Annotated in this window: 14 protein-coding genes; 10 read left to right on the forward strand and 4 right to left on the reverse strand. The window is 59.7% G+C overall.

Features of this window, described 5'->3' with window-relative positions:
- Positions 1-113 precede the first annotated feature (113 nt).
- Positions 114-1253: a glycerate kinase gene (locus AC54XV_RS16005; RefSeq protein ID WP_032657193.1), complete on the reverse strand. Its 1140-nt coding sequence runs from the start codon at positions 1251-1253 to the stop codon at positions 114-116.
- Positions 1254-1364: 111 nt separating this feature from the next.
- A complete protein-coding gene (locus tag AC54XV_RS16010) occupies positions 1365-2456 on the reverse strand; it encodes a sugar diacid recognition domain-containing protein (RefSeq protein ID WP_058398210.1) in 1092 nt (363 codons plus the stop codon).
- 230 nt (positions 2457-2686) lie between these two features.
- On the opposite strand from AC54XV_RS16010, the gene AC54XV_RS16015 reads away from it, so the two are divergent.
- On the forward strand, positions 2687-3778 hold the full coding sequence (locus AC54XV_RS16015; RefSeq protein ID WP_024651521.1) for an alpha/beta hydrolase: 1092 nt from the start codon (positions 2687-2689) through the stop codon (positions 3776-3778).
- A 977-nt stretch (positions 3779-4755) separates the two neighbouring features.
- Here AC54XV_RS16015 and AC54XV_RS16020 read toward each other — a convergent pair.
- A complete protein-coding gene (locus AC54XV_RS16020) occupies positions 4756-5469 on the reverse strand; it encodes a FadR/GntR family transcriptional regulator (protein ID WP_011268232.1) in 714 nt (237 codons plus the stop codon).
- Positions 5470-5928: 459 nt separating this feature from the next.
- Here AC54XV_RS16020 and AC54XV_RS16025 point away from each other — a divergent pair, with 459 nt between their 5' ends.
- From AC54XV_RS16025 to AC54XV_RS16045, 5 genes are all read left to right on the forward strand, one after another.
- Entirely contained in the window at positions 5929-7254 is a 1326-nt protein-coding gene (locus AC54XV_RS16025) for an MFS transporter (protein ID WP_058398466.1), read from the forward strand.
- Positions 7255-7318: 64 nt separating this feature from the next.
- Positions 7319-8671 (forward strand): glucarate dehydratase, encoded by a 1353-nt coding sequence (gene gudD, locus AC54XV_RS16030; protein ID WP_011268234.1) that lies wholly within the window; start codon positions 7319-7321, stop codon positions 8669-8671.
- 152 nt (positions 8672-8823) lie between these two features.
- On the forward strand, positions 8824-9477 hold the full coding sequence (locus tag AC54XV_RS16035) for a DUF1345 domain-containing protein (protein ID WP_024639640.1): 654 nt from the start codon (positions 8824-8826) through the stop codon (positions 9475-9477).
- A gap of 42 nt (positions 9478-9519) precedes the next feature.
- A complete protein-coding gene (locus AC54XV_RS16040; RefSeq protein ID WP_003404975.1) occupies positions 9520-10476 on the forward strand; it encodes a D-2-hydroxyacid dehydrogenase family protein in 957 nt (318 codons plus the stop codon).
- A gap of 418 nt (positions 10477-10894) precedes the next feature.
- Entirely contained in the window at positions 10895-12037 is a 1143-nt protein-coding gene (locus AC54XV_RS16045) for a cellulase family glycosylhydrolase (RefSeq protein ID WP_496717079.1), read from the forward strand.
- Between the two features lie 110 nt (positions 12038-12147).
- Here the strand turns inward: AC54XV_RS16045 and AC54XV_RS16050 are convergent, their stop codons facing one another.
- On the reverse strand, positions 12148-14274 hold the full coding sequence (locus AC54XV_RS16050; protein ID WP_058398467.1) for a TonB-dependent siderophore receptor: 2127 nt from the start codon (positions 14272-14274) through the stop codon (positions 12148-12150).
- 192 nt (positions 14275-14466) lie between these two features.
- Here AC54XV_RS16050 and pncA point away from each other — a divergent pair, with 192 nt between their 5' ends.
- The 4 genes from pncA to AC54XV_RS16070 all read left to right on the forward strand — a co-directional run bounded on the left by pncA (position 14467) and on the right by AC54XV_RS16070 (position 18333).
- Positions 14467-15111 carry a bifunctional nicotinamidase/pyrazinamidase gene (gene pncA / locus AC54XV_RS16055; RefSeq protein WP_011268238.1) on the forward strand — a complete coding sequence of 215 codons (645 nt, stop codon included), beginning with the start codon at positions 14467-14469 and terminating at the stop codon, positions 15109-15111.
- Between the two features lie 141 nt (positions 15112-15252).
- Positions 15253-16188 (forward strand): formate/nitrite transporter family protein, encoded by a 936-nt coding sequence (locus AC54XV_RS16060; RefSeq protein WP_003404982.1) that lies wholly within the window; start codon positions 15253-15255, stop codon positions 16186-16188.
- Between the two features lie 86 nt (positions 16189-16274).
- Positions 16275-16958 carry a response regulator transcription factor gene (locus AC54XV_RS16065; protein WP_003371891.1) on the forward strand — a complete coding sequence of 228 codons (684 nt, stop codon included), beginning with the start codon at positions 16275-16277 and terminating at the stop codon, positions 16956-16958.
- The gene (locus tag AC54XV_RS16070) at positions 16936-18333 is read left to right on the forward strand and encodes a sensor histidine kinase (protein ID WP_003404984.1); all 1398 of its coding nucleotides are present in this window, start codon (positions 16936-16938) and stop codon (positions 18331-18333) included. Before AC54XV_RS16065 ends, AC54XV_RS16070 begins: the two co-directional genes overlap by 23 nt.
- The last annotated feature ends 183 nt before the right edge of the window (positions 18334-18516 follow it).

An 18516-nucleotide genomic window follows, 5' to 3' on the forward strand; every position in this document is an offset into this window, starting at 1 on the left:
ACAGCGTATCGCCCTGATCAAATAATTCTTTAGGACGCCCAGTGATCATTTGCAGGGTTACTTAAAATAACGGCCAATCGCTCGTCCGGTGCCCGCTGATCACAGCGCAGTCATCAACCGCCCGAAGCCATTTGCCAGAGCCGCGCCACGTCGCGCGCACGCTCGTGCAGCAGGCGGCGGGTCTCGCGGCAGGCCTGCTCGAGGCTCATTGGGCCGCTGACCAGAGCAAAGGCTGCGCCGATGCCGTGCGCATACATCTGCTCATAGCCGTCGCCAAGGGTTCCCGCCAGCACAATCACCGGCACTTGCCGACGCTGGGCGACTCGCGCAACACCAAGCGGTGTCTTGCCACGCAGGGTTTGCGCGTCGAAACGGCCTTCGCCGGTGATGACCAGATCGGCACCGATCAGCGCCTGTTCCAGCCCGGTCAGTTCGGCCACCACTTCCACGCCGGCACGAAACGAGGCCTTCAGGTAGGCCTTGGCGGCAAAGCCCATGCCCCCCGCTGCACCGCTGCCAGGGCTGTCGCGCAAGTCCTGGCCGAGAACCTGAGCCGTTTGGTCGGCAAAACAGCCGAGTGCGGCGTCCAGCGCCACGACCTGCTCGGGCGATGCGCCTTTTTGCGGGCCGAAGATAGATGAGGCGCCATTCGGCCCGCAGAGGGGGTTATCGACGTCGGCGGCGATCTCGACGCGCACGTCAGACAAGCGTGGATCGAAACCGCTCAGGTCGATACGCGCCAGGTTCGCAAGCGCAAGCCCGCCCGGCGCCAGCGGTTGATCGTCGGCATCCAGAAAGCGTGCACCCAAGGCTGAAAGCATGCCGCTGCCGCCGTCATTGGTTGCGCTGCCGCCGATGGCCAGGATCACCCGACGGGCTCCCGCATCCAGTGCCGCCGAGATCAACTGGCCGGTGCCTTCCGTGCTGGTCACGCAGGCGTCGCGTTGTGCCAGGGTCAGCAGTTGCAGACCGCTGGCCATGGCCATTTCGATGATTGCGGTCCTGCTGTCCGCCAGCCAGCCCCACTGGGCATTGACCGGGGCGCCCAGCGGGCCGCTGACGCTGGCGCTCATCAGTTCGCCATTGCAGGCAGCCAGCAGCGCCTCGATGGTGCCCTCCCCGCCGTCTGCCATCGGGCATTTGATCAACTCGGCGTGCGGCCAGACTTCGGCCAGACCACTGGCGATCGCGTCGGCAACTGCCTGGGCGCTGAGGCTGTCCTTGAACGAGTCGGGGGCGATGACTATTTTCATTGTTGTTCTCCAGATCCGGTGCTCGAATGCTCTCATTCAAGACCGTGCTTGCCGCCTGCCGCTCGCACAATGATCCGTCGCCATTATCGGGCGTTTGAACAAAACCCGGCTTCAGGTCTGACGAGTGATCATCTGCGCGCCCAGGTAGAGTTGCAGCAGGTCGTCGGTCTTGTAAGGGTCGCAGCCCGTCAACTCACCAATCTTCTCCAGCCGGTAGCGCAGGCTGTTGCGATGGATACCCAGCGCTTCGGCGCAGGCCTGACTTTCGCCGCTGTACTCGAACCATTTGCACAAGGTGTCGAGCAGTTGCGCATGCGCGTGCAGACGCTCCATTGGCTCGGCGACGTGTTCAGCCAGCCAGTCATGCCGGTAGCGCCAGAACAGCAACGGCAGCCGATAGGCTTCAAGACGCAGCAGGCGCTGCGCCGGCCTTGCCTGACGGGCGTAGTCGAGCAGATCCCGCGCTGCCGCGCAGGCCTGGCGCAGGGTGGGCAGGTCCGCCGATTGCGCCACGGTGGCCATACGCAGCACTGGCCAGTGGTGCTCATCGAACTGCTTGAGCAGCAGCGCATCGTCACGCTCCTTGCCCGTCGCGCGGCACCAGTACAGCAAGGTCGGCTCACGCAGCACGCACCAGCTGTCGGCATAGCGCGTGCCAAGCCATTTGGCAACCTGGCTGGCAGCCAGCCCCTCCTCGGCAAACTGCAGCAGTACCACCTGGCGCGCAATGTGCGGCTGCAAACCCAACTGTCGTGCTTCATCCACCAGACTATCGGGACAATCCGGCAACAGCAGGCGAGCCAGCAGGTCTTCGCTGCGTTGCGCCCGCCACTGAAGGTCAGCCTGCTGACGACGCTGTTCCATGAGCATCTCGGCAGTCATCTTGACCAATTCGCCATACACCCGCACCTCGTCCGGCTCGCCGGTGATGCCGAGCACGCCAACCAGTTGATGGTCGAGCATCAGCGGTAGATTGACGCCCGGCTTGACACCCCCGAGCTGCGACGCTGCCAGAGAATCGATTTCCACCACCTGCCGGTTGGCCAGCACTCGCTGCGCACCCTCATGACGGGTACACAAGCGCTCGGCATCACCGCTGCCGATGATGATGCCCAGGTAGTCCATGACATTGACGTTGTAAGGCAGGATGGTCATGGCCCGGTCGACGATGTCCTGGGCCAGCGCTCGGTCAAGGGCGAACATGAACGACTCCTGACGCGTGGCGAGGCTTGCAATGGTTGGGCATATGGATACATTTTGTTGAAGTTATAGAACGCCCGAGTGTGCCTGAAAGTAGTCACGGGCGCGACGTACATGGCAGAGTGCCCGCGTCGACCTTTTGAACCCTCGAATATGTGTGCACAGGCGCCCCTTTGATCAAATTCCGACTCGCCAGCCTGCTGTCGCTGCTGACCCTGCAAGCCTGCACGTCAATGGCAGAAAGCGAAGAGCCGAAACAGCGCTTTGAAGACTACCGTCAGCAGACCCTCGAGCTGATCCGCAACCAGCGCAACTTCCAGACCGCCGACCACCAGGCCGAGCTGGACTGGAACGCGCCGCGCCAGTGGACCCCGAGCGGGACACCCAAGGGCGGCGTGCTGCTGGTGCATGGCCTGGGGGATTCGGCGTGGTCGTTTCATGACGTGGCACAGACGCTCGCTGCTCAGGGCTATCTGGTCCGAACCGTGCTGTTGCCGGGGCACGGCACCAAGCCCGAAGACATGCTCGACGTGCGCCTCGAACAGTGGCAGCAAGTGGTACGCGAACAGGCGCAACTGCTCGCTCGTGAAGTGCCGAAGGTCTATCTCGGCGGCTTTTCCACCGGGGCCAATCTGGTCCTCGATTACGCCTATGGGCACGACGAAATCTCCGGGCTGCTCTTGTTCTCGCCGGCATTTCGCTCCAACAGCGGCTATGCCTGGCTGACTCCGTGGATCGGCTGGGCACGACCCTGGCTTGCCGCGCCGAATCAAGGCCTGCGCCCAATGCAGACGCCGGTTCGCTACATGAACATGCCCACCAATGGTTTTGCCCAGTTCTATCGCAGCAGCGCGCTGGCCCAGGACCGCCTGCATCAGCGGCGCTATGCAAAGCCGGTGTTCATCGCCATCGCCGAGCACGACTCGGTACTCGACACTGATTACGTGCTGGATAATTTCAGCCAGCGCTTCAGCAGCCCCGCCAGTCGCCTGATCTGGTACGGCGACCTTCCCGCCCGGGCTGCCGATACGCCGCGCGTCGAGGTGCGCAAGGACTACCTGCCGGAATACCGCATCAGCCGCTTCTCACACATGGGCCTGCTTTTTTCAGCGGACAATCCGCTTTACGGCGTATCCGGCAGCCAGCGTATCTGCTGGAACGGCCAGAGCACGGCGGACACCGCCAGGTGCATGGCCGGCGAGCCGGTGTGGTATTCGGACTGGGGCTATACCGAGCCAGGCAAGATCCATGCGCGACTGACTTTCAACCCGTATTTCGAGTGGCAGAGCCACGTGATGCTCGGCGTGCTGAACGCAACACCGTAGTACGCAACCGCCTCCCTTGTATCGTCGATACCGTGGGGCCAGGCTTTTGCAGGAGCGAACTTGTTCGCGAAGGCGGTGTTTTGAACGCCAAATCTTCTGCGGCTGTGCGGCCCCTTTCGCGAACAAGTTCGCTCCTACATTTCTGCCGTACGCTCAAGCATGGGATGCTTTTGCAGGAGCGAACTTGTTCGCGAAGGCGGTGTTTGAACACCAAATCTTCTGCGGCTATACGGCCCCTTTCGCGAACAAGTTCGCTCCTACATTTCTGCCGTACGCTCAAGCATGGGATGCTTTTGTAGGAGCGAACTTGTTCGCGAAGGCGGTGTTTGAACACCAAATCTTCTGCGGCTGTGCGGGCCCTTTCGCGAACAAGTTCGCTCCTACATTTCTGCCGTACGCTCAAGCATGGGGGCTTTTGTAGGAGCGAACTTGTTCGCGAAGGCAGTGTTTTGAACGCCAAATCTTCTGCGGCTGTACGGGCCCTTTCGCGAACAAGTTCGCTCCTACATTTCTGCCGTACGCTCAAGCATGGGGGCTTTTGTAGGAGCGAACTTGTTCGCGAAGGCGTCGTTTTGAACGCCGAATCTTCTGCGGCTATACGGCCCCTTTCGCGAACAAGCGAAGCGTCGCCCGGTTCGCTCCTACATTTTTGCCGTACGCTCAAGCATGGGGGCTTTTGTAGGAGCGAACTTGTTCGCGAAGGCGGTGTTTTGAACGCCGAATCTTCTGCGGCTATACGGCCCCTTTCGCGAACAAGCGAAGCGTCGCCCGGTTCGCTCCTACATTTTTGCCGTACGCTCAAGCATGGGGGCTTTTGTAGGAGCGAACTTGTTCGCGAAGGCGTCGTTTTGAACGCCGAATCTTCTGCGGCTATACGGCCCCTTTCGCGAACAAGCGAAGCGTCGCCCGGTTCGCTCCTACATTTTTGCCGTACGCTCGAGTATGGAGGGCTCTTGTGGGAGCAAACACGTTCGCGCCTACTCCAGTGGAACCAGCCGTTCACGGCTGTTGCTCAGATGCGTCCACATCGCCGCGCGCGCGGCATCCGGGTCCTTGCGGCGAATGGCGCTGAGCAATGCCTCGTGTTCCAGGTTGGCCAGGTAGCCCTGATGCGCAAGGTTGTTACCTGCCCGCTCGCTCGATGCAATGCGGCTGCGCGGAATGACCGCACTGCCCAGGTGTTGCATGATCTCCAGAAAATACGGGTTGCCGGTGGCTTCGGCGATCAGCATGTGAAAGCGCTTGTCAGCCTCGACGCAGCTGTCGTCGTTGGCCAGCAGGTCCTGATAATCATCCAGCGCCTGACGCATGGCCGCCAGTTGCTCATCGGTACGGCGCACAGCCGCCAGCGCCACGGCCTGGGTTTCCAGGCCGATGCGCAGTTCGATGATATCGCGCACTCTGGAAACGGTCTCGACCTTGAGGCGCAGCCCCGTCTGATCACTGCGCTCGAGCACGAAGGTGCCGATGCCGTGATGGGTCACCACCAGCCCGGACGCCTGCAATTTGGAAATCGCTTCACGTACCACGGTACGGCTAACGCCGTGCTCGCGGACGATCTGGTTCTCGGACGGCAGCTTCTGACCGGGTGCGATCTTGCCGAGCAGGATGCGCTGGCTCAGTTCGGTGACCAGATCGGTGGCCAGGTTGTGCTGACGGCGTTTGGGCGCTGTGCTGGCAGGCTCTTGCATGGTGAATGAATCCTGACTTGTCTGTTTATGCTGCCGTATCACGGCCATGGCAGCGCGAATACCGGACTGAGAGCGGCCGGAAGCCGGGTTTGACAGCCCGGCGCAGTTGTCTTACTTGTATTACAAGTCTTTCCCGGATGTCAAAGCTCCTGTTTCCACCCACCCTGCCTCCCATCGGCCATTGCGTTCAAGTCACCGGTCAGGTCCAGCTGATGTACACAAGCAAAAACCTCAGCATTTACTGGTCAAAACTTTAAATTAACGCCGTCACACAGGCTCGACACACCCGCACAACGGCAAATGCCTCGAGGTTGATAATCTTGCAGATCATCACCGCCAAGGGATTGCACAACGGCTTTTTACTTGTATGATGACCGACAATGCGAGGGACACACTTCGCACATACCCGCATAAAAACAACGAGTGGGAGATTCAACTGTGAGCACATCCAATTCCAGGATGGCCGACGGCACAGGTTCGGTTCTGAATTCAGCCGTATCGAAGGTCAAACGTCACGTCCTGCCGCTTTTCGTCATCATGTTCATCGTCAACTACATCGACCGGGTCAACATCGGCTTCGTGCGTTCGCACATGGAGCATGACCTGGGTATCGGCGCTGCTGCCTATGGCCTGGGTGCCGGACTGTTTTTCATCGGCTATGCCCTCTTCGAAGTCCCTTCCAACATCCTGTTGCAGAAAGTCGGCGCACGTATCTGGCTGACGCGGATCATGCTGACCTGGGGCATCGTTGCGGCCTGCATGGCCTTTATCCAGACCGAAACCCACTTCTACATTTTGCGGTTTCTGCTCGGCGTGGCCGAGGCCGGTTTCTTTCCAGGCGTGATCTACTACTTCACCCGCTGGCTTCCCGGCGTCGAGCGTGGCAAGGCGATTGCCATCTTCCTCAGCGGTTCGGCCATCGCCTCGTTGATCTCGGGCCCGTTGTCCGGCCTGCTGCTGCAAATCACCGGTTTCGGCCTGAAGGGCTGGCAGTGGATGTACTTCATCGAAGGCATGTTCTCGGTCGGCCTGTGCTTCTTCGTCTGGTTCTGGCTGGACTCAAAGCCGCACGATGCCAAGTGGCTGACCCGCGAAGAACAGAATGCACTGGTCAACGCCATCGATGCCGAGCAGGCTGCCCGTGAAGCGGCGACGCCGGTCAAGGCGTCCATCGGCAAGCTGCTCAAAGACGGTCAGATCATTCTGTTCTGCCTGATCTACTTCTTCATCCAGCTGACGATTTACGCAGCGACGTTCTGGCTGCCGAGCATCATCCGCAAGATGGGCAGCCTGACTGACTTCGAAGTCGGCATGTTCAACTCGATTCCGTGGCTGCTGTCGATCATCGGCATGTACGTGTTCGCCTCGCTGTCCGCCAAGTGGAAACGCCAGCAAGCCTGGGTAGCCATTGCCCTGCTGATTGCCGCTGCCGGAATGTTCATGTCGACCACCGGCAGCCCGATCTTCGCTTTCGTTGCCATCTGCTTTGCCGCACTGGGTTTCAAGTCGGCTTCTTCGCTGTTCTGGCCGATCCCGCAGGCCTATCTGGACGCGCGGATCGCCGCTGCGGTCATCGCGCTGATCAATTCGGTGGGCAACCTCGGCGGCTTCGTGGCTCCGACCACATTCGGCCTGCTGGAAGAACACACCGGCTCGATCCAGGGCGGACTGTACGGCCTGACAGCCACTTCGATCATCGCCGCGATCATCGTTTTCGCCGCGCGCAATACCCCCAAGCCTGGCGCGACGCCGGTCGCCGCCATTCAGACCCCGGCGACCCACTGATGCACGTGCGCAGCCGCTTTTTCATCGGTCATATTTTCAAGGCCTTACGTTTAAAGGACCCGTCATGAACATTCAGCAATCCAATATCACCAGCAAGGCCCCCGTCATTACCGAGATGCAGGTTGTGCCCGTAGCGGGCCATGACGACATGCTGCTCAACCTGAGCGGTGCACATGGCCCCTACTTCACCCGCAACGTAGTCATTCTCAAGGACAACGCAGGGCATGTCGGTGTGGGCGAAGTGCCTGGCGGCGAGCTGATTCGCCAGACGCTGGAAGACGCGCGATCGCTGGTCGTCGGCAGCAGCATTGGCACTTACCAGAAAATCCTCAACCAGGCACGCAAGGCGTTTGCCGATCGGGACTCCGGTGGCCGTGGCTTGCAGACGTTCGACCTGCGCATTGCCATTCATGCGGTCACCGCGCTGGAAGCGGCGCTCCTCGACCTGCTCGGCCAGCATCTGGAAGTACCGGTTGCGGCATTGCTGGGCGAAGGTCAGCAACGCGATCAGGTTGAAATGCTCGGTTACCTGTTTTATGTCGGCGACCAGCGCAAGACCGATCTGGCCTACCGCAGCGAACCCGAGGCCGACAACGACTGGTTCCGTATCCGCCATGAAGAAGCACTGACGCCCGAGGCCGTGGTGCGCCTGGCCGAAGCCGCGCATCAGCGTTACGGCTTTCAGGACTTCAAGCTCAAGGGCGGCGTGTTGAGCGGCGACCAGGAGATCGAAGCGGTGACGGCGCTCGCCGAACGCTTCCCCGATGCACGCATCACGCTGGACCCGAACGGTGCCTGGTCGCTCAAGGAAGCAATCCGTCTGTGCCGCGATCAGCATCATGTGCTGGCCTACGCCGAAGACCCGTGCGGCGCGGAAAACGGTTATTCCGGTCGTGAAGTGATGGCCGAGTTCCGCCGCGCTACCGGCCTCAAGACGGCCACCAACATGATAGCCACCGACTGGCGGGAAATGGGTCACGCCATTCAGTTGCAGTCGGTGGACATTCCACTGGCCGACCCGCATTTCTGGACCATGCAGGGCTCGGTACGGGTGGCGCAGATGTGCAACGAGTGGGGCCTGACCTGGGGCTCGCACTCCAACAACCATTTTGATATTTCCCTGGCGATGTTCACCCACGTGGCCGCTGCAGCGCCGGGCACTATCACGGCGATCGATACCCACTGGATCTGGCAGGACGGCCAGCGTCTGACCAAGGCGCCGCTGCAAATCGTCGGTGGCAAAGTCGAGGTCCCGAACAAACCGGGGCTCGGTGTCGAGCTGGACATGGACCAGTTGGCCAAGGCTCATGAACTGTACAAAGGCATGGGCCTGGGCGCTCGCAATGACGCAGTGGCCATGCAGTTTCTGATCCCGGACTGGACATTCAACAACAAGCAGCCTTGCCTGGTGCGTTGAATCGGTCCGACATTCGCAGTTGACTCGCCGCCTGTTCAACCGCTGGCTGGCACACGGCGCGCAACCCCCTTGCGCGCCGTTTTTTTAATCGAATTTGGCTTGCCGAAGCGGCATGCTACTGTCTGGTAATGTCCAGTAACGATCAGACACGCATGCGCCATCTCGCCCGCACCCGCCCTCGCCTCACCCTTGCCGCTCTGGTCGGCCTGACCGCAGGCATCGCCTGGTCCTGGCTCATCCCTCATTCGACACTGACCCAGAGCCTGCTGACTGGCTGGGACACGGGAGTATGGCTTTATCTGATCATGATTTTCATCCGCACGTTGCGCAGCGACGCTGAGGATGTGCGGCGAGTCGCGATGAGGGAAGACGAAAACGCAGGCGTCATTCTGGTCACGGTCTGCGTTGCGGCACTGGCCAGTCTGGCCGCCATCATTTTTGAAATCGCCGGCAGCAAAGGCCTTTCCAACGACGCCAGAATGCTTCACCAGGCCTTCACCGGCCTGACAGTCATCGGTTCCTGGCTGATGATCGGCGTGATCTTCAGCCTGCATTACGCACGCATGTTCTACACCTGGAAAGGCAAGGAGCCCGCACTGGCGTTTGTGGGCGGTGAAAAGAACCCCGATTACTGGGACTTTCTGTACTTTTCGTTCACCATCAGCGTCGCGGTGCAAACCTCCGACGTCGGCGTAGCGACGCGCGAAATGCGCAAGGTCGTGCTCGGCCAGTCGTTGATCTGCTTTGTGTTCAACACCGCGATTCTGGGCTTTTCGATCAATATCGCCGCCAGCCTGTTCAATTAGCGTTTGCCTTGAAAAACAATCCCATCAAGAGGCCTTCAGACAATGACCCCATTGAAAATCGCGGTACTCGATGACTGGCAAAACGTCGCCAGCACTGTAGTGGACTGGTCCGTGCTCGGCTCAATGGGCGAGATCAGTTTTCTGCATGACTACCCTGCCGATACATCGACCATGGCGCGGCGCCTGCGAGACTTCGACATCATTTGCGTGATGCGCGAGCGAACCCTGTTCGATGCGACATTGCTCAGCCAGCTGCCGGCGCTGAAACTGCTGGTCACTGGCGGAATGCGCAATGCGGCGATCGATACCGCTGCAGCCAAGCGTCAGGGCATTGTCGTGTGCGGAACCGAAAGCTATAAGCATGCGGCACCGGAGTTGACCTGGGCGCTGATCATGGGCATCACCCGCAACCTGGTGGCCGAGGCCAACGCGTTGCGTGCCGGCAATTGGCAGGTCGGGCTGGGCAGCGATCTGCATGGCAAAACCCTGGGTATTCTCGGCCTGGGCAGTATCGGTAAGTGGATTGCCCGCTACGGGCAGGCATTCGGCATGAAGGTCATTGCCTGGAGCCAGAACCTGACGCCAGAGGCTGCTGCCGAGTCCGGCGTCACTTATGTCAGCAAACAGCAATTGTTCGAACAGGCCGATGTGCTGTCGGTGCACCTGGTGCTCAGCGATCGCAGCCGCGGCCTGGTGGATACAGAAGCACTGAACTGGATGAAGCCGGACGCTTATCTGATCAACTCGTCACGCGGCCCGATCATCGATCAGGCTGCGCTCATCGAAACACTGCGACAGCGCAGAATCGCCGGCGCAGCGCTGGACGTCTTCGACCTCGAACCGCTGCCGGCCGATCACCCGTTCCGCACACTGGACAACGTGCTGGCGACCCCGCACATCGGTTACGTCACCGAGAACAACTACCGGACTTTCTACGGGCAGATGATCGAAGACATCCAGGCGTGGCATGCGGGGTCGCCCATTCGGGTGTTTGGCTGACGGGCCCTGCAACATCAGCCTGTAACCTATGGATGCCACGCTACGTCTGGGCGTTGCGTATCATTCCCCGTAGAGCCTGATCGCGGGGCGCGCTGTCGGCCCCGGTTTCCAGGCAGTAAACGACCAGCGCTTGGACAAAAAAGGCCAGAACCGAATTAACCGTCCGGATTTGTGCTGCACGGGAAATAAGTTCTATACGAACCTGCTCGTCCAGTGGACAATGTCAGGAATATAATTGGACCTTGGGCCCGAGTATTAATAAACAAAAGAAACATGGAAACAGCCGCACAATCGTTATATTAAGTTTCCGACGCGCTTATATGAACACTGTCATTCCATAAGTTATCGCCTGCCGCGAGATTCATTCTCCTGCTTCATCAGGCGCAGCCACTTTTTGCACAGACTACTGAGACACCCGATGAATATCCGCTCAGCCAGGCCACATGACAGCCTCATGGCAGCTAACGAGAAACCTGTCACGGCAGACAGGACCCCACAGCCGGCGAGCGCTGGCACGACGGCTGCAACTTCGGATACGCAGACGAAACTCGATACCTACACCCCGTCTGACAGGCGCTCTGCTGAAGCAGCGGAAACGTCGCCGGTCTATACCAAGGCCATGCTCAATGACGTGGCCACTGTCAAAGACAACACGACCTCTGCCGAGCCAGATACAAAAGTCCAAGACAAAGACAAGGTTTCCGCTTCCGAGCCCGTCAAAACCGCCGAGCCCGTCTTGCGCGGGGGAGCCAACGTCAATCCTGATGATATCGCCACACCTGCCGCTGCCACGAAGATGATTCAGGACCTGAAAGCGATTGGAGGCGGAACCTTGCGCTTTCAGATGACGCACGATCAGATCAAGGACAGCAGGCAGTTGGATAAGCTCAGAGCATTGCTCAGTGAAGGGGGCAAACAGGGTGTAAAAGTTCAGTTCACGTTCCGCGACGATGCGAACCAGGGTAGCGGAAACGTGCTGACGGGGGACAAATTGAAGGAGGCCGCGGCCGACATCAGTACCGTTGTCAAAAGGTTTGGCAGTCGTACAGGCTTTGTACTGGATACCTTCCATCAGGGCGGTAAAAGCGCAAGTCAGGAATGGGCTGACATGCAGACCACGTTAATTAAATCCGCACGCGATGCCGGTTATAAAGGAAGTATTATTGTCGAGGACAGCAATTGGGGAGGTGGCCTGACCGCAGGTCCGCAAAGCGGCCTGGTCAAGTTTGCTGTTCAATTAAAAGCTGCCAATGGCGACGACAACCCTGCCCTGATTGGCAGTTTTCATGTGTACGCCAGGGAAAGCGAAGCCTCTTCGCGACTCGCCAAACAGATCAAGGCATTGAAAGAGGCTGGCTACAAATTCCAGATTGGCGAAGTGGGTAATGCCAACCTTACAGCAGCCAATACCTACCAGCAAAAGGACGCCGCCACTAATGCCTTGCGGGATAATATGAGCGCTCTCAAAGCCGCCGGAGCGGACATTTTACCCGGCAAGGAACAGTTCCAAGGGGGCAAACTTCGCCACCGTGCCGGTTTTTCAACGGCCGATCAGTACTGATGATGCACGGCTGCGTGTGCACAAGGGCCGCTACCCATGACACACGCGGCTGAACCTGCCCCTGAAAGGGTCAGGCTTTCTCTATCAGAACCCGATACCGGTACGCAGCATCACAACGTATAGGCAATACCCACCTGCACCGTCCGTGGCGCCCCCGGATAGGCATAGACATTGCCGAACGAGCCTTCCTCATAGTCGGTGTCGAACACATTCTTCAGATCCAGATTGAGCTTCACGTGCGGGTTGACCTTGTAATAGGCCAGCAGGTCAAACACCGTATAGCTGTCCATCGAGAAAGAGGTGTTGGCCGTACGCCCGGCACGCTGGTCGACATAGCGACCGCCGCCGCCCAGGCCCAGACCACGCAGGGCGCCGTCCTGAAACTCGTAGACGTTGAGCAGGCTGAACGTTTGCTCGGGAATGTTCATCAACCGTGTACCGGAGCGTAGCGTGTTGTCCTTGGTGACCTCGGCGTCCACGTAGGCGTAGCTGCCCATTACCCGCCATTGCGGAGTCAGGTTGCCGACCACGTTCAGGTCCAGGCCGCGACTGCGCACCTCGCCAGCCGCCACACTGAACGTTGAATCGAGCGGATCGGTGGTCAGCACGTTACGCTTTTCGATCTGATAGATCGCCGTGTCGACACTCAGCTGCCCGTCCAGCGCTTCCCACTTGGTTCCGACTTCATAGGACTTGCCCTCCTCCGGCTTGAACCCGCCACCCAGTCGGCTGGCACCGCTGTTGGGCTTGAACGAGCGAGCGGTGGTGGCGTAGACGGCAAGGTCGTCGGTCAGGTCGTAGCTCAGGCCGAGGCGCGGTGTGACCGCGTTATCGCTGGCAGTCCAGCTGCTGGTGCCGGGCAGGAAAGAATCGTAATCATGTTCGAAACGCTCCAGACGCACACCGCCCAGCAGCTTCAGGCGCTCGGTCAGGGCCACCTGGTCCTGTACGAAGGCAGCCCAGGTCTTGAGGTTTTCCTTGTCATGGGTGGTCGTTCGGGTCAGTGCCGGACGAGCCTGGCCGTAGACCGGATTGAAGAGGTCGATCGGGTAGGCAGCTACTGCACCGCTGGAACGTTGAATGATCGACTTGTAGTCATAATCTTCGTACTCGACACCGGTCAGCAGCGTGTGCTCGAAACCGCCCGCTGAAAAATGCCCAGTCAGATTCAGCTGCACATCGCGATCGGTCCATTCCAGCTTGCGATAGTTGAAGTTGCGCCCGAGCGTGCGACCGTCCGCCGCCAGCCCGTTGGCCTCGATGGCATCGCCCTGCAGGGAGCCGTCAAGGATCTGTAAGCCACCGCCCAGCGTCCAGTCCGGGTTGAGGTCATGCTCGAAGCGCAGCTGTGCCATGTTGTTATCGTTATGCAGCTTGCCCACACTCTTCTCGCCGAAGAACGTGTCGCGGGAAGCGGTGCCCGTCTGGTTGGCATACCGCGTCAAACCGCGATCCAGCGGCGCGTTGTTGCGCATGAAGTCGCCTTCGAAGGTGATGCGCGTGGCGTCGTTGACCTGCCAGCTCAATACTGGCGCCACGCCATAGCGCTCGGTTTCGACGTGGTCACGGAACGTATCGCCGCCCTCACCCACCACATTCAGGCGATAGGCAAACCGGCCTTCGTCATCCAGTGGCCCGGAGGCATCCAGCGTTCCGCGCTTCATGCCCTGATCATTGAGCTGACTGCCCAGCGTCACGGAAGGCTCGGCCAGCGGCTGTTTGGAAAGCACATTGAAGGTGCCGCCCGGATCGCCGCGACCATAGAGCGTGGTGGCCGGACCACGCAGCACCTCAAGACGCTCGATGGTGTTGGTGTCCGGCATGTTCGGATAACCACGATTGATCGGGAAGCCGTTGCGATAGAACTCGCCGGTGGTAAAGCCGCGCACCGTAAAGGTGGTCAGCCCCTGGCCGCCGAAGTTGTTGGCTCGCCCGACGCCACCCGCGTAGTCGAGAGCATCCTGCAAACGTGTGGAACCGATGTCCTCGACCGCTTCGCGGGTCACGACGCTGACCGATTGCGGGGTTTCGTGCAACGAGGTATCGGTACGCGTTGCGCTGGCGGAGCGTGTGGCCCGATAACCATCGACCGGCCCTTGTGCCGTTTCGGCATTGGCGGCGCCCTGGATATCGATATTCTGCAGCTCCATGGCAGGCTGGACGCCAGGCACCTGATCGGCCCAGGCAGTTTGAGAGATAGCCTGGATAACGCAAAGTGAAACGAGAGTACGACGCATCGACATACAACCCTTGGCAAGAAACCAGGCCTCTTGGGACCTGGCAGGATTTTTTTGCGAATAGTACAGATTCGTATTAACGCCTGATACAAATTCCCAAAAAATACTCTTGCCAAGGCCAGGTATGCCGCTTAGCCAACGTGGCGATAAACAGGCAAACTGAGCTCATTACTCCTTACCAGAGAACCCACGATGCCCCTTTCCCACAAGCCTGCCGATCCTCGTTGCGCCTTGCTGGTGATCGACATGCAGTACGACTTCATGCCCGGCGGGCAACTGGCGGTGGCTGACGGCGATGCGCTGCTGCCGTTGATCAATCGCCTGGGTGCGCGCTTTTCCCAAGTGGTCATCACGCAGGACTGGCACCCTGCCGGGCACATTTCCTTTGCTTCCAGCCATGCGCAGCGCCTGCCGTTCGAGAGCATCACCCTGCCCTACGGTCCGCAGACGCTGTGGCCGGATCATTGCGTACAAGGCAGTCACGGTGCGCAGTTGCATGCCGACCTCGACCTGCCTCACGCGCAACTGGTCCTGCGCAAGGGCTGCAATGCGCATATCGACAGTTATTCGGCATTTCTGGAGGCAGACCGTACAACCCGCACAGGGCTGGCCGGGTACCTGACCGAGCGCGGCATCGATACGCTGTTCGTGGTCGGGCTGGCGCTGGACTTCTGTGTCGCCTGGTCGGCGCAGGATGCACGCAGTGCCGGTTTCAACACTTTTGTGGTGGAAGACGCCTGTCGCGCCATCGACATGAACGGCTCGCTCGAGCACGCCTGGAAGACCATGCTGGGCATGGGTATCGAACGCGTGCAGAGCGCCGATCTGCTGGGCTAGACCGACACATTCTGCCAACTGGCTCAAACAATTCTCGATACGCCCCGCCGCTGGCGAACGACAGCGCGCGGCGCCTGTCTGAACCATCGGCCCGACATTGCCCCGGTCGGTCCATTTCATCACTGGCGCTGAGGACGTTGTATGGACCACGAAGTAGATGGCAAGACCCCCGGCCTGTCAGCCGAGGAAGAGCGCGAGATCGATGAGAACCAGCCGCCCCGCGCGGCGGTGTTGCACGAAACCATTCGCATGCAGGGCGACCACGAACTGGAGCGCAGCGTAGCCGCGCTGTGGTGGTCGGCATTGGCTGCAGGACTGACCATGGGCCTGTCGCTGATGGCGATGGGTTTGCTGAACTCGCGCCTCGAAGGCATCCCCGGCAGTCATGTGATCAGCAGCCTCGGCTATTCGGCAGGGTTTCTGGCGGTGATCCTGGCGCGTCAGCAATTGTTCACGGAAAACACCATCACAGCTGTGCTGCCGGTCATGAGCAAGCTGAACCTGGCCAACATCGGGCGGCTGCTGCGCTTGTGGGGTGTGGTTCTGACCGGCAACCTGGTCGGCACACTGCTGGTTGCCTATGTCATGCTCAACCTGCCGATTTTCGATACCAGCACCGACAAGGCGTTTCTGGAAATTGGCCACAAGGTCATGGAAAACGACATGGCCCAGATGTTTTCCAAGGGCATCGTCTCGGGCTGGATGATTGCGACCATGGTCTGGATGATCGCGTCGATGGAAAACGCCAAGATAGCGATCATTGTGCTGATCACCTACCTGATGGCGCTCGGCGACTTCACGCACATCGTGGTGGGTTCGGCCGAAGTATCCTATCTTGTATTCGCAGGTGAGCTGGGCTGGAAGGATTTCTGGTTCGCTTTTGCAGGCCCCACCCTGGCAGGCAACATTATCGGTGGCAGTTTTATTTTCGCCTTGATCAGCCATGCGCAGATCCGCAGTGAAAAAGACACCACAGAGAAAATGGAGCGCGACCGCAAAAACAAGGAAGAAAAACGTCGCCTGGAGAAAGCGCAAAAGCTCAAGGAAGCGGATTCCACGGCAAAGCGAGAAATATGATCCCTATCATTAAACTTTCTTTCAGGAAACGCGGCGGGTTTTAAAGGCAGAATGACTCTTTGAACGCATCTATTCAGGCAGGGACCATGACCCGAATTCTGGCAATCGAAGATGATGCCATCACTGCAAAGGAAATCGTGACCGAACTCAGCAGCCACGGGCTGGAAGTGGACTGGGTCGACAATGGCCGTGACGGCCTGGCACGTGCAGTGAGTGGCGATTATGACCTTATTACCCTGGACCGCATGTTGCCGGAGATGGATGGTCTGACCATCGTCACCCATTTGCGTGCCCAGGGCATTTCCACGCCGATCCTGATGATCAGCGCCCTTTCCGACGTGGACGAGCGCGTTCGCGGCCTGCGTGCCGGAGGGGACGACTATCTGCCCAAGCCCTTCGCGTCGGATGAGATGGCTGCGCGCGTCGAGGTGTTATTGCGACGCAGTAACCCGGTCAGTGCCGCCAAGACGGTATTGCAGGTTGCCGACCTGGAACTGAACCTGATCACCCGGGAAGCGTGTCGCGGCGGCGAGCCGCTGACCCTGCTGCCCACCGAATTCAAGCTGCTTGAGTTTCTGATGCGCAACAGCGGACAGATCATCACCCGAATGATGATTTTTCAGGAAGTCTGGGGCTACCACTTCGATCCGGGCACCAACCTGATCGACGTTCACATCGGCCGTCTGCGCAAGAAGATCGACCAACCCGGTACCGCACAGCTCATTCAGACCGTGCGAGGATCCGGCTATGTCATTGCCGAACCCGTCTGACGGCTGGCGATCATCCACGAGTCGATTACTGGCGCTGTACAGCTCGCTGTTCGTAGCCTGGAGCGTGATTCTGCTTGGCGTGCTGTATTGGGAGGTGACGTCTTATCTGGACACCCTCGCCCGCCAGTCGCTCACCCATCGCCAGCAACTGTTTTCGCGCTTCGAGGGCCAGGGCCTGGTGGACGCTCTGGCCACCAGCATGACCTTCGATACCCGTTCGGTGGATGCCTACGGTCTGTTCGACGAGAACTTCCGCCCGGTTGCCGGGCCTATCACCAGCGTCCCGAAAAACCTGCCTATCGACGGCCAGATTCATGTACTGAACGATTGCATCGAATCGGATGATCCAGGCATGCCGCAAGGCAGTTGCGATGCGATCGTCAATCGCACGTCGGACGGCCGCTGGCTGGTGCTGGTTCGCGAGAACGGCTCTCTGTTTGCGGTGAGCACGCTGATCCTGCATGCCTTGCTGTGGGGCATCTCGCTGACCATTATTCCCGGTGTTGCCGGCTGGCATTTACTGCGCCGCAGGCCGTTGCGGCGTATCCGCGCGATCCAGGCCAGCGCCGAATCGATCATCGCCGGCGACATGGCCGGCCGTCTGCCGGTCTCCAACAGGCGCGATGAACTGGACATGCTGGCGGTGATCGTCAACGCCATGCTCGACCGTATCGAAAAGCTCATGAACGAGGTCAAGGGCGTTTGCGACAATATCGCCCATGACCTGCGCACACCGCTGACCCGCTTGCGTGCGCAGCTTTACCGTATTCAGCAGCAGTCAGCACACGATTCGACCCATGCCACGCAGATTGCCCAGGTCATCAGCGAAGCTGACACGCTGATGGCACGCTTCCGCGGACTGTTGCGCATTTCCGAGCTGGAAGACCGCCAGCGGCGCTCGGCATTCGTTGAACTGGAACTGCGTCCATTGCTGCAGGAGCTACATGATTTCCACCTGCCGCTGGCTGAAGAAGACCAGATCACCCTGATACTCGACCTGCATGAACCGCTACCCACTCTGGTAGGCGACCGCGCTCTGCTGTTCGAAGCACTGACCAACCTGCTGGGCAACGCAATCAAGTTCACCCCGGGCGGCGGAATCGTCAAAGTCAGCGCCTACCCTGCCCCCGGCGGCACCACGCCGTGCATCGAGGTGCAGGATTCCGGGCCTGGCATCCCCGTCGCCGAGCGCGCGGCTGTCTTTCAGCGCTTCTATCGCAGTGAGGCCGGCACCGAGCAAAGCGGCTTCGGCCTCGGCCTCTCCGTAGTGGCCGCAATCGTCAATCTGCACGGTTTTACACTGCAGATAGGCACCAGCGAATACGGCGGCGCAAGTTTGCTGCTGGAATGCCGCACGGTGAATACGCTGGCCTGAGACTCAGGCACTTTCCAAGCCCTGGATTGCACGATCGTGCCTGCTTTTTGACGAGATTAACGCGTCTGGCTCAAGGGTTTCGGCGATTTCGATATTAATCTGGCGCATTCTGCCAAGCGCAAATTCGTAACTAGATGTTTCAGATTCGCACCTGGCTTGACCGTTTCAGCACGCACAAGTTCC

The sequence above is a fragment of the Pseudomonas fragariae (ex Marin et al. 2024) genome (assembly GCF_059621105.1).

Coding starts and splice junctions, on each gene's coding strand:
- AC54XV_RS16005 (WP_032657193.1), bottom strand. CDS start 1,253: ATGAAAATAGTCATCGCCCCCGACTCGTTCAAGGACAGCCTCAGCGCC.
- AC54XV_RS16010 (WP_058398210.1), bottom strand. CDS start 2,456: ATGTTCGCCCTTGACCGAGCGCTGGCCCAGGACATCGTCGACCGGGCC.
- AC54XV_RS16015 (WP_024651521.1), top strand. CDS start 2,687: ATGGCAGAAAGCGAAGAGCCGAAACAGCGCTTTGAAGACTACCGTCAG.
- AC54XV_RS16020 (WP_011268232.1), bottom strand. CDS start 5,469: ATGCAAGAGCCTGCCAGCACAGCGCCCAAACGCCGTCAGCACAACCTG.
- AC54XV_RS16025 (WP_058398466.1), top strand. CDS start 5,929: ATGGCCGACGGCACAGGTTCGGTTCTGAATTCAGCCGTATCGAAGGTC.
- gudD (WP_011268234.1), top strand. CDS start 7,319: ATGAACATTCAGCAATCCAATATCACCAGCAAGGCCCCCGTCATTACC.
- AC54XV_RS16035 (WP_024639640.1), top strand. CDS start 8,824: ATGCGCCATCTCGCCCGCACCCGCCCTCGCCTCACCCTTGCCGCTCTG.
- AC54XV_RS16040 (WP_003404975.1), top strand. CDS start 9,520: ATGACCCCATTGAAAATCGCGGTACTCGATGACTGGCAAAACGTCGCC.
- AC54XV_RS16045 (WP_496717079.1), top strand. CDS start 10,895: ATGAATATCCGCTCAGCCAGGCCACATGACAGCCTCATGGCAGCTAAC.
- AC54XV_RS16050 (WP_058398467.1), bottom strand. CDS start 14,274: ATGCGTCGTACTCTCGTTTCACTTTGCGTTATCCAGGCTATCTCTCAA.
- pncA (WP_011268238.1), top strand. CDS start 14,467: ATGCCCCTTTCCCACAAGCCTGCCGATCCTCGTTGCGCCTTGCTGGTG.
- AC54XV_RS16060 (WP_003404982.1), top strand. CDS start 15,253: ATGGACCACGAAGTAGATGGCAAGACCCCCGGCCTGTCAGCCGAGGAA.
- AC54XV_RS16065 (WP_003371891.1), top strand. CDS start 16,275: ATGACCCGAATTCTGGCAATCGAAGATGATGCCATCACTGCAAAGGAA.
- AC54XV_RS16070 (WP_003404984.1), top strand. CDS start 16,936: ATGTCATTGCCGAACCCGTCTGACGGCTGGCGATCATCCACGAGTCGA.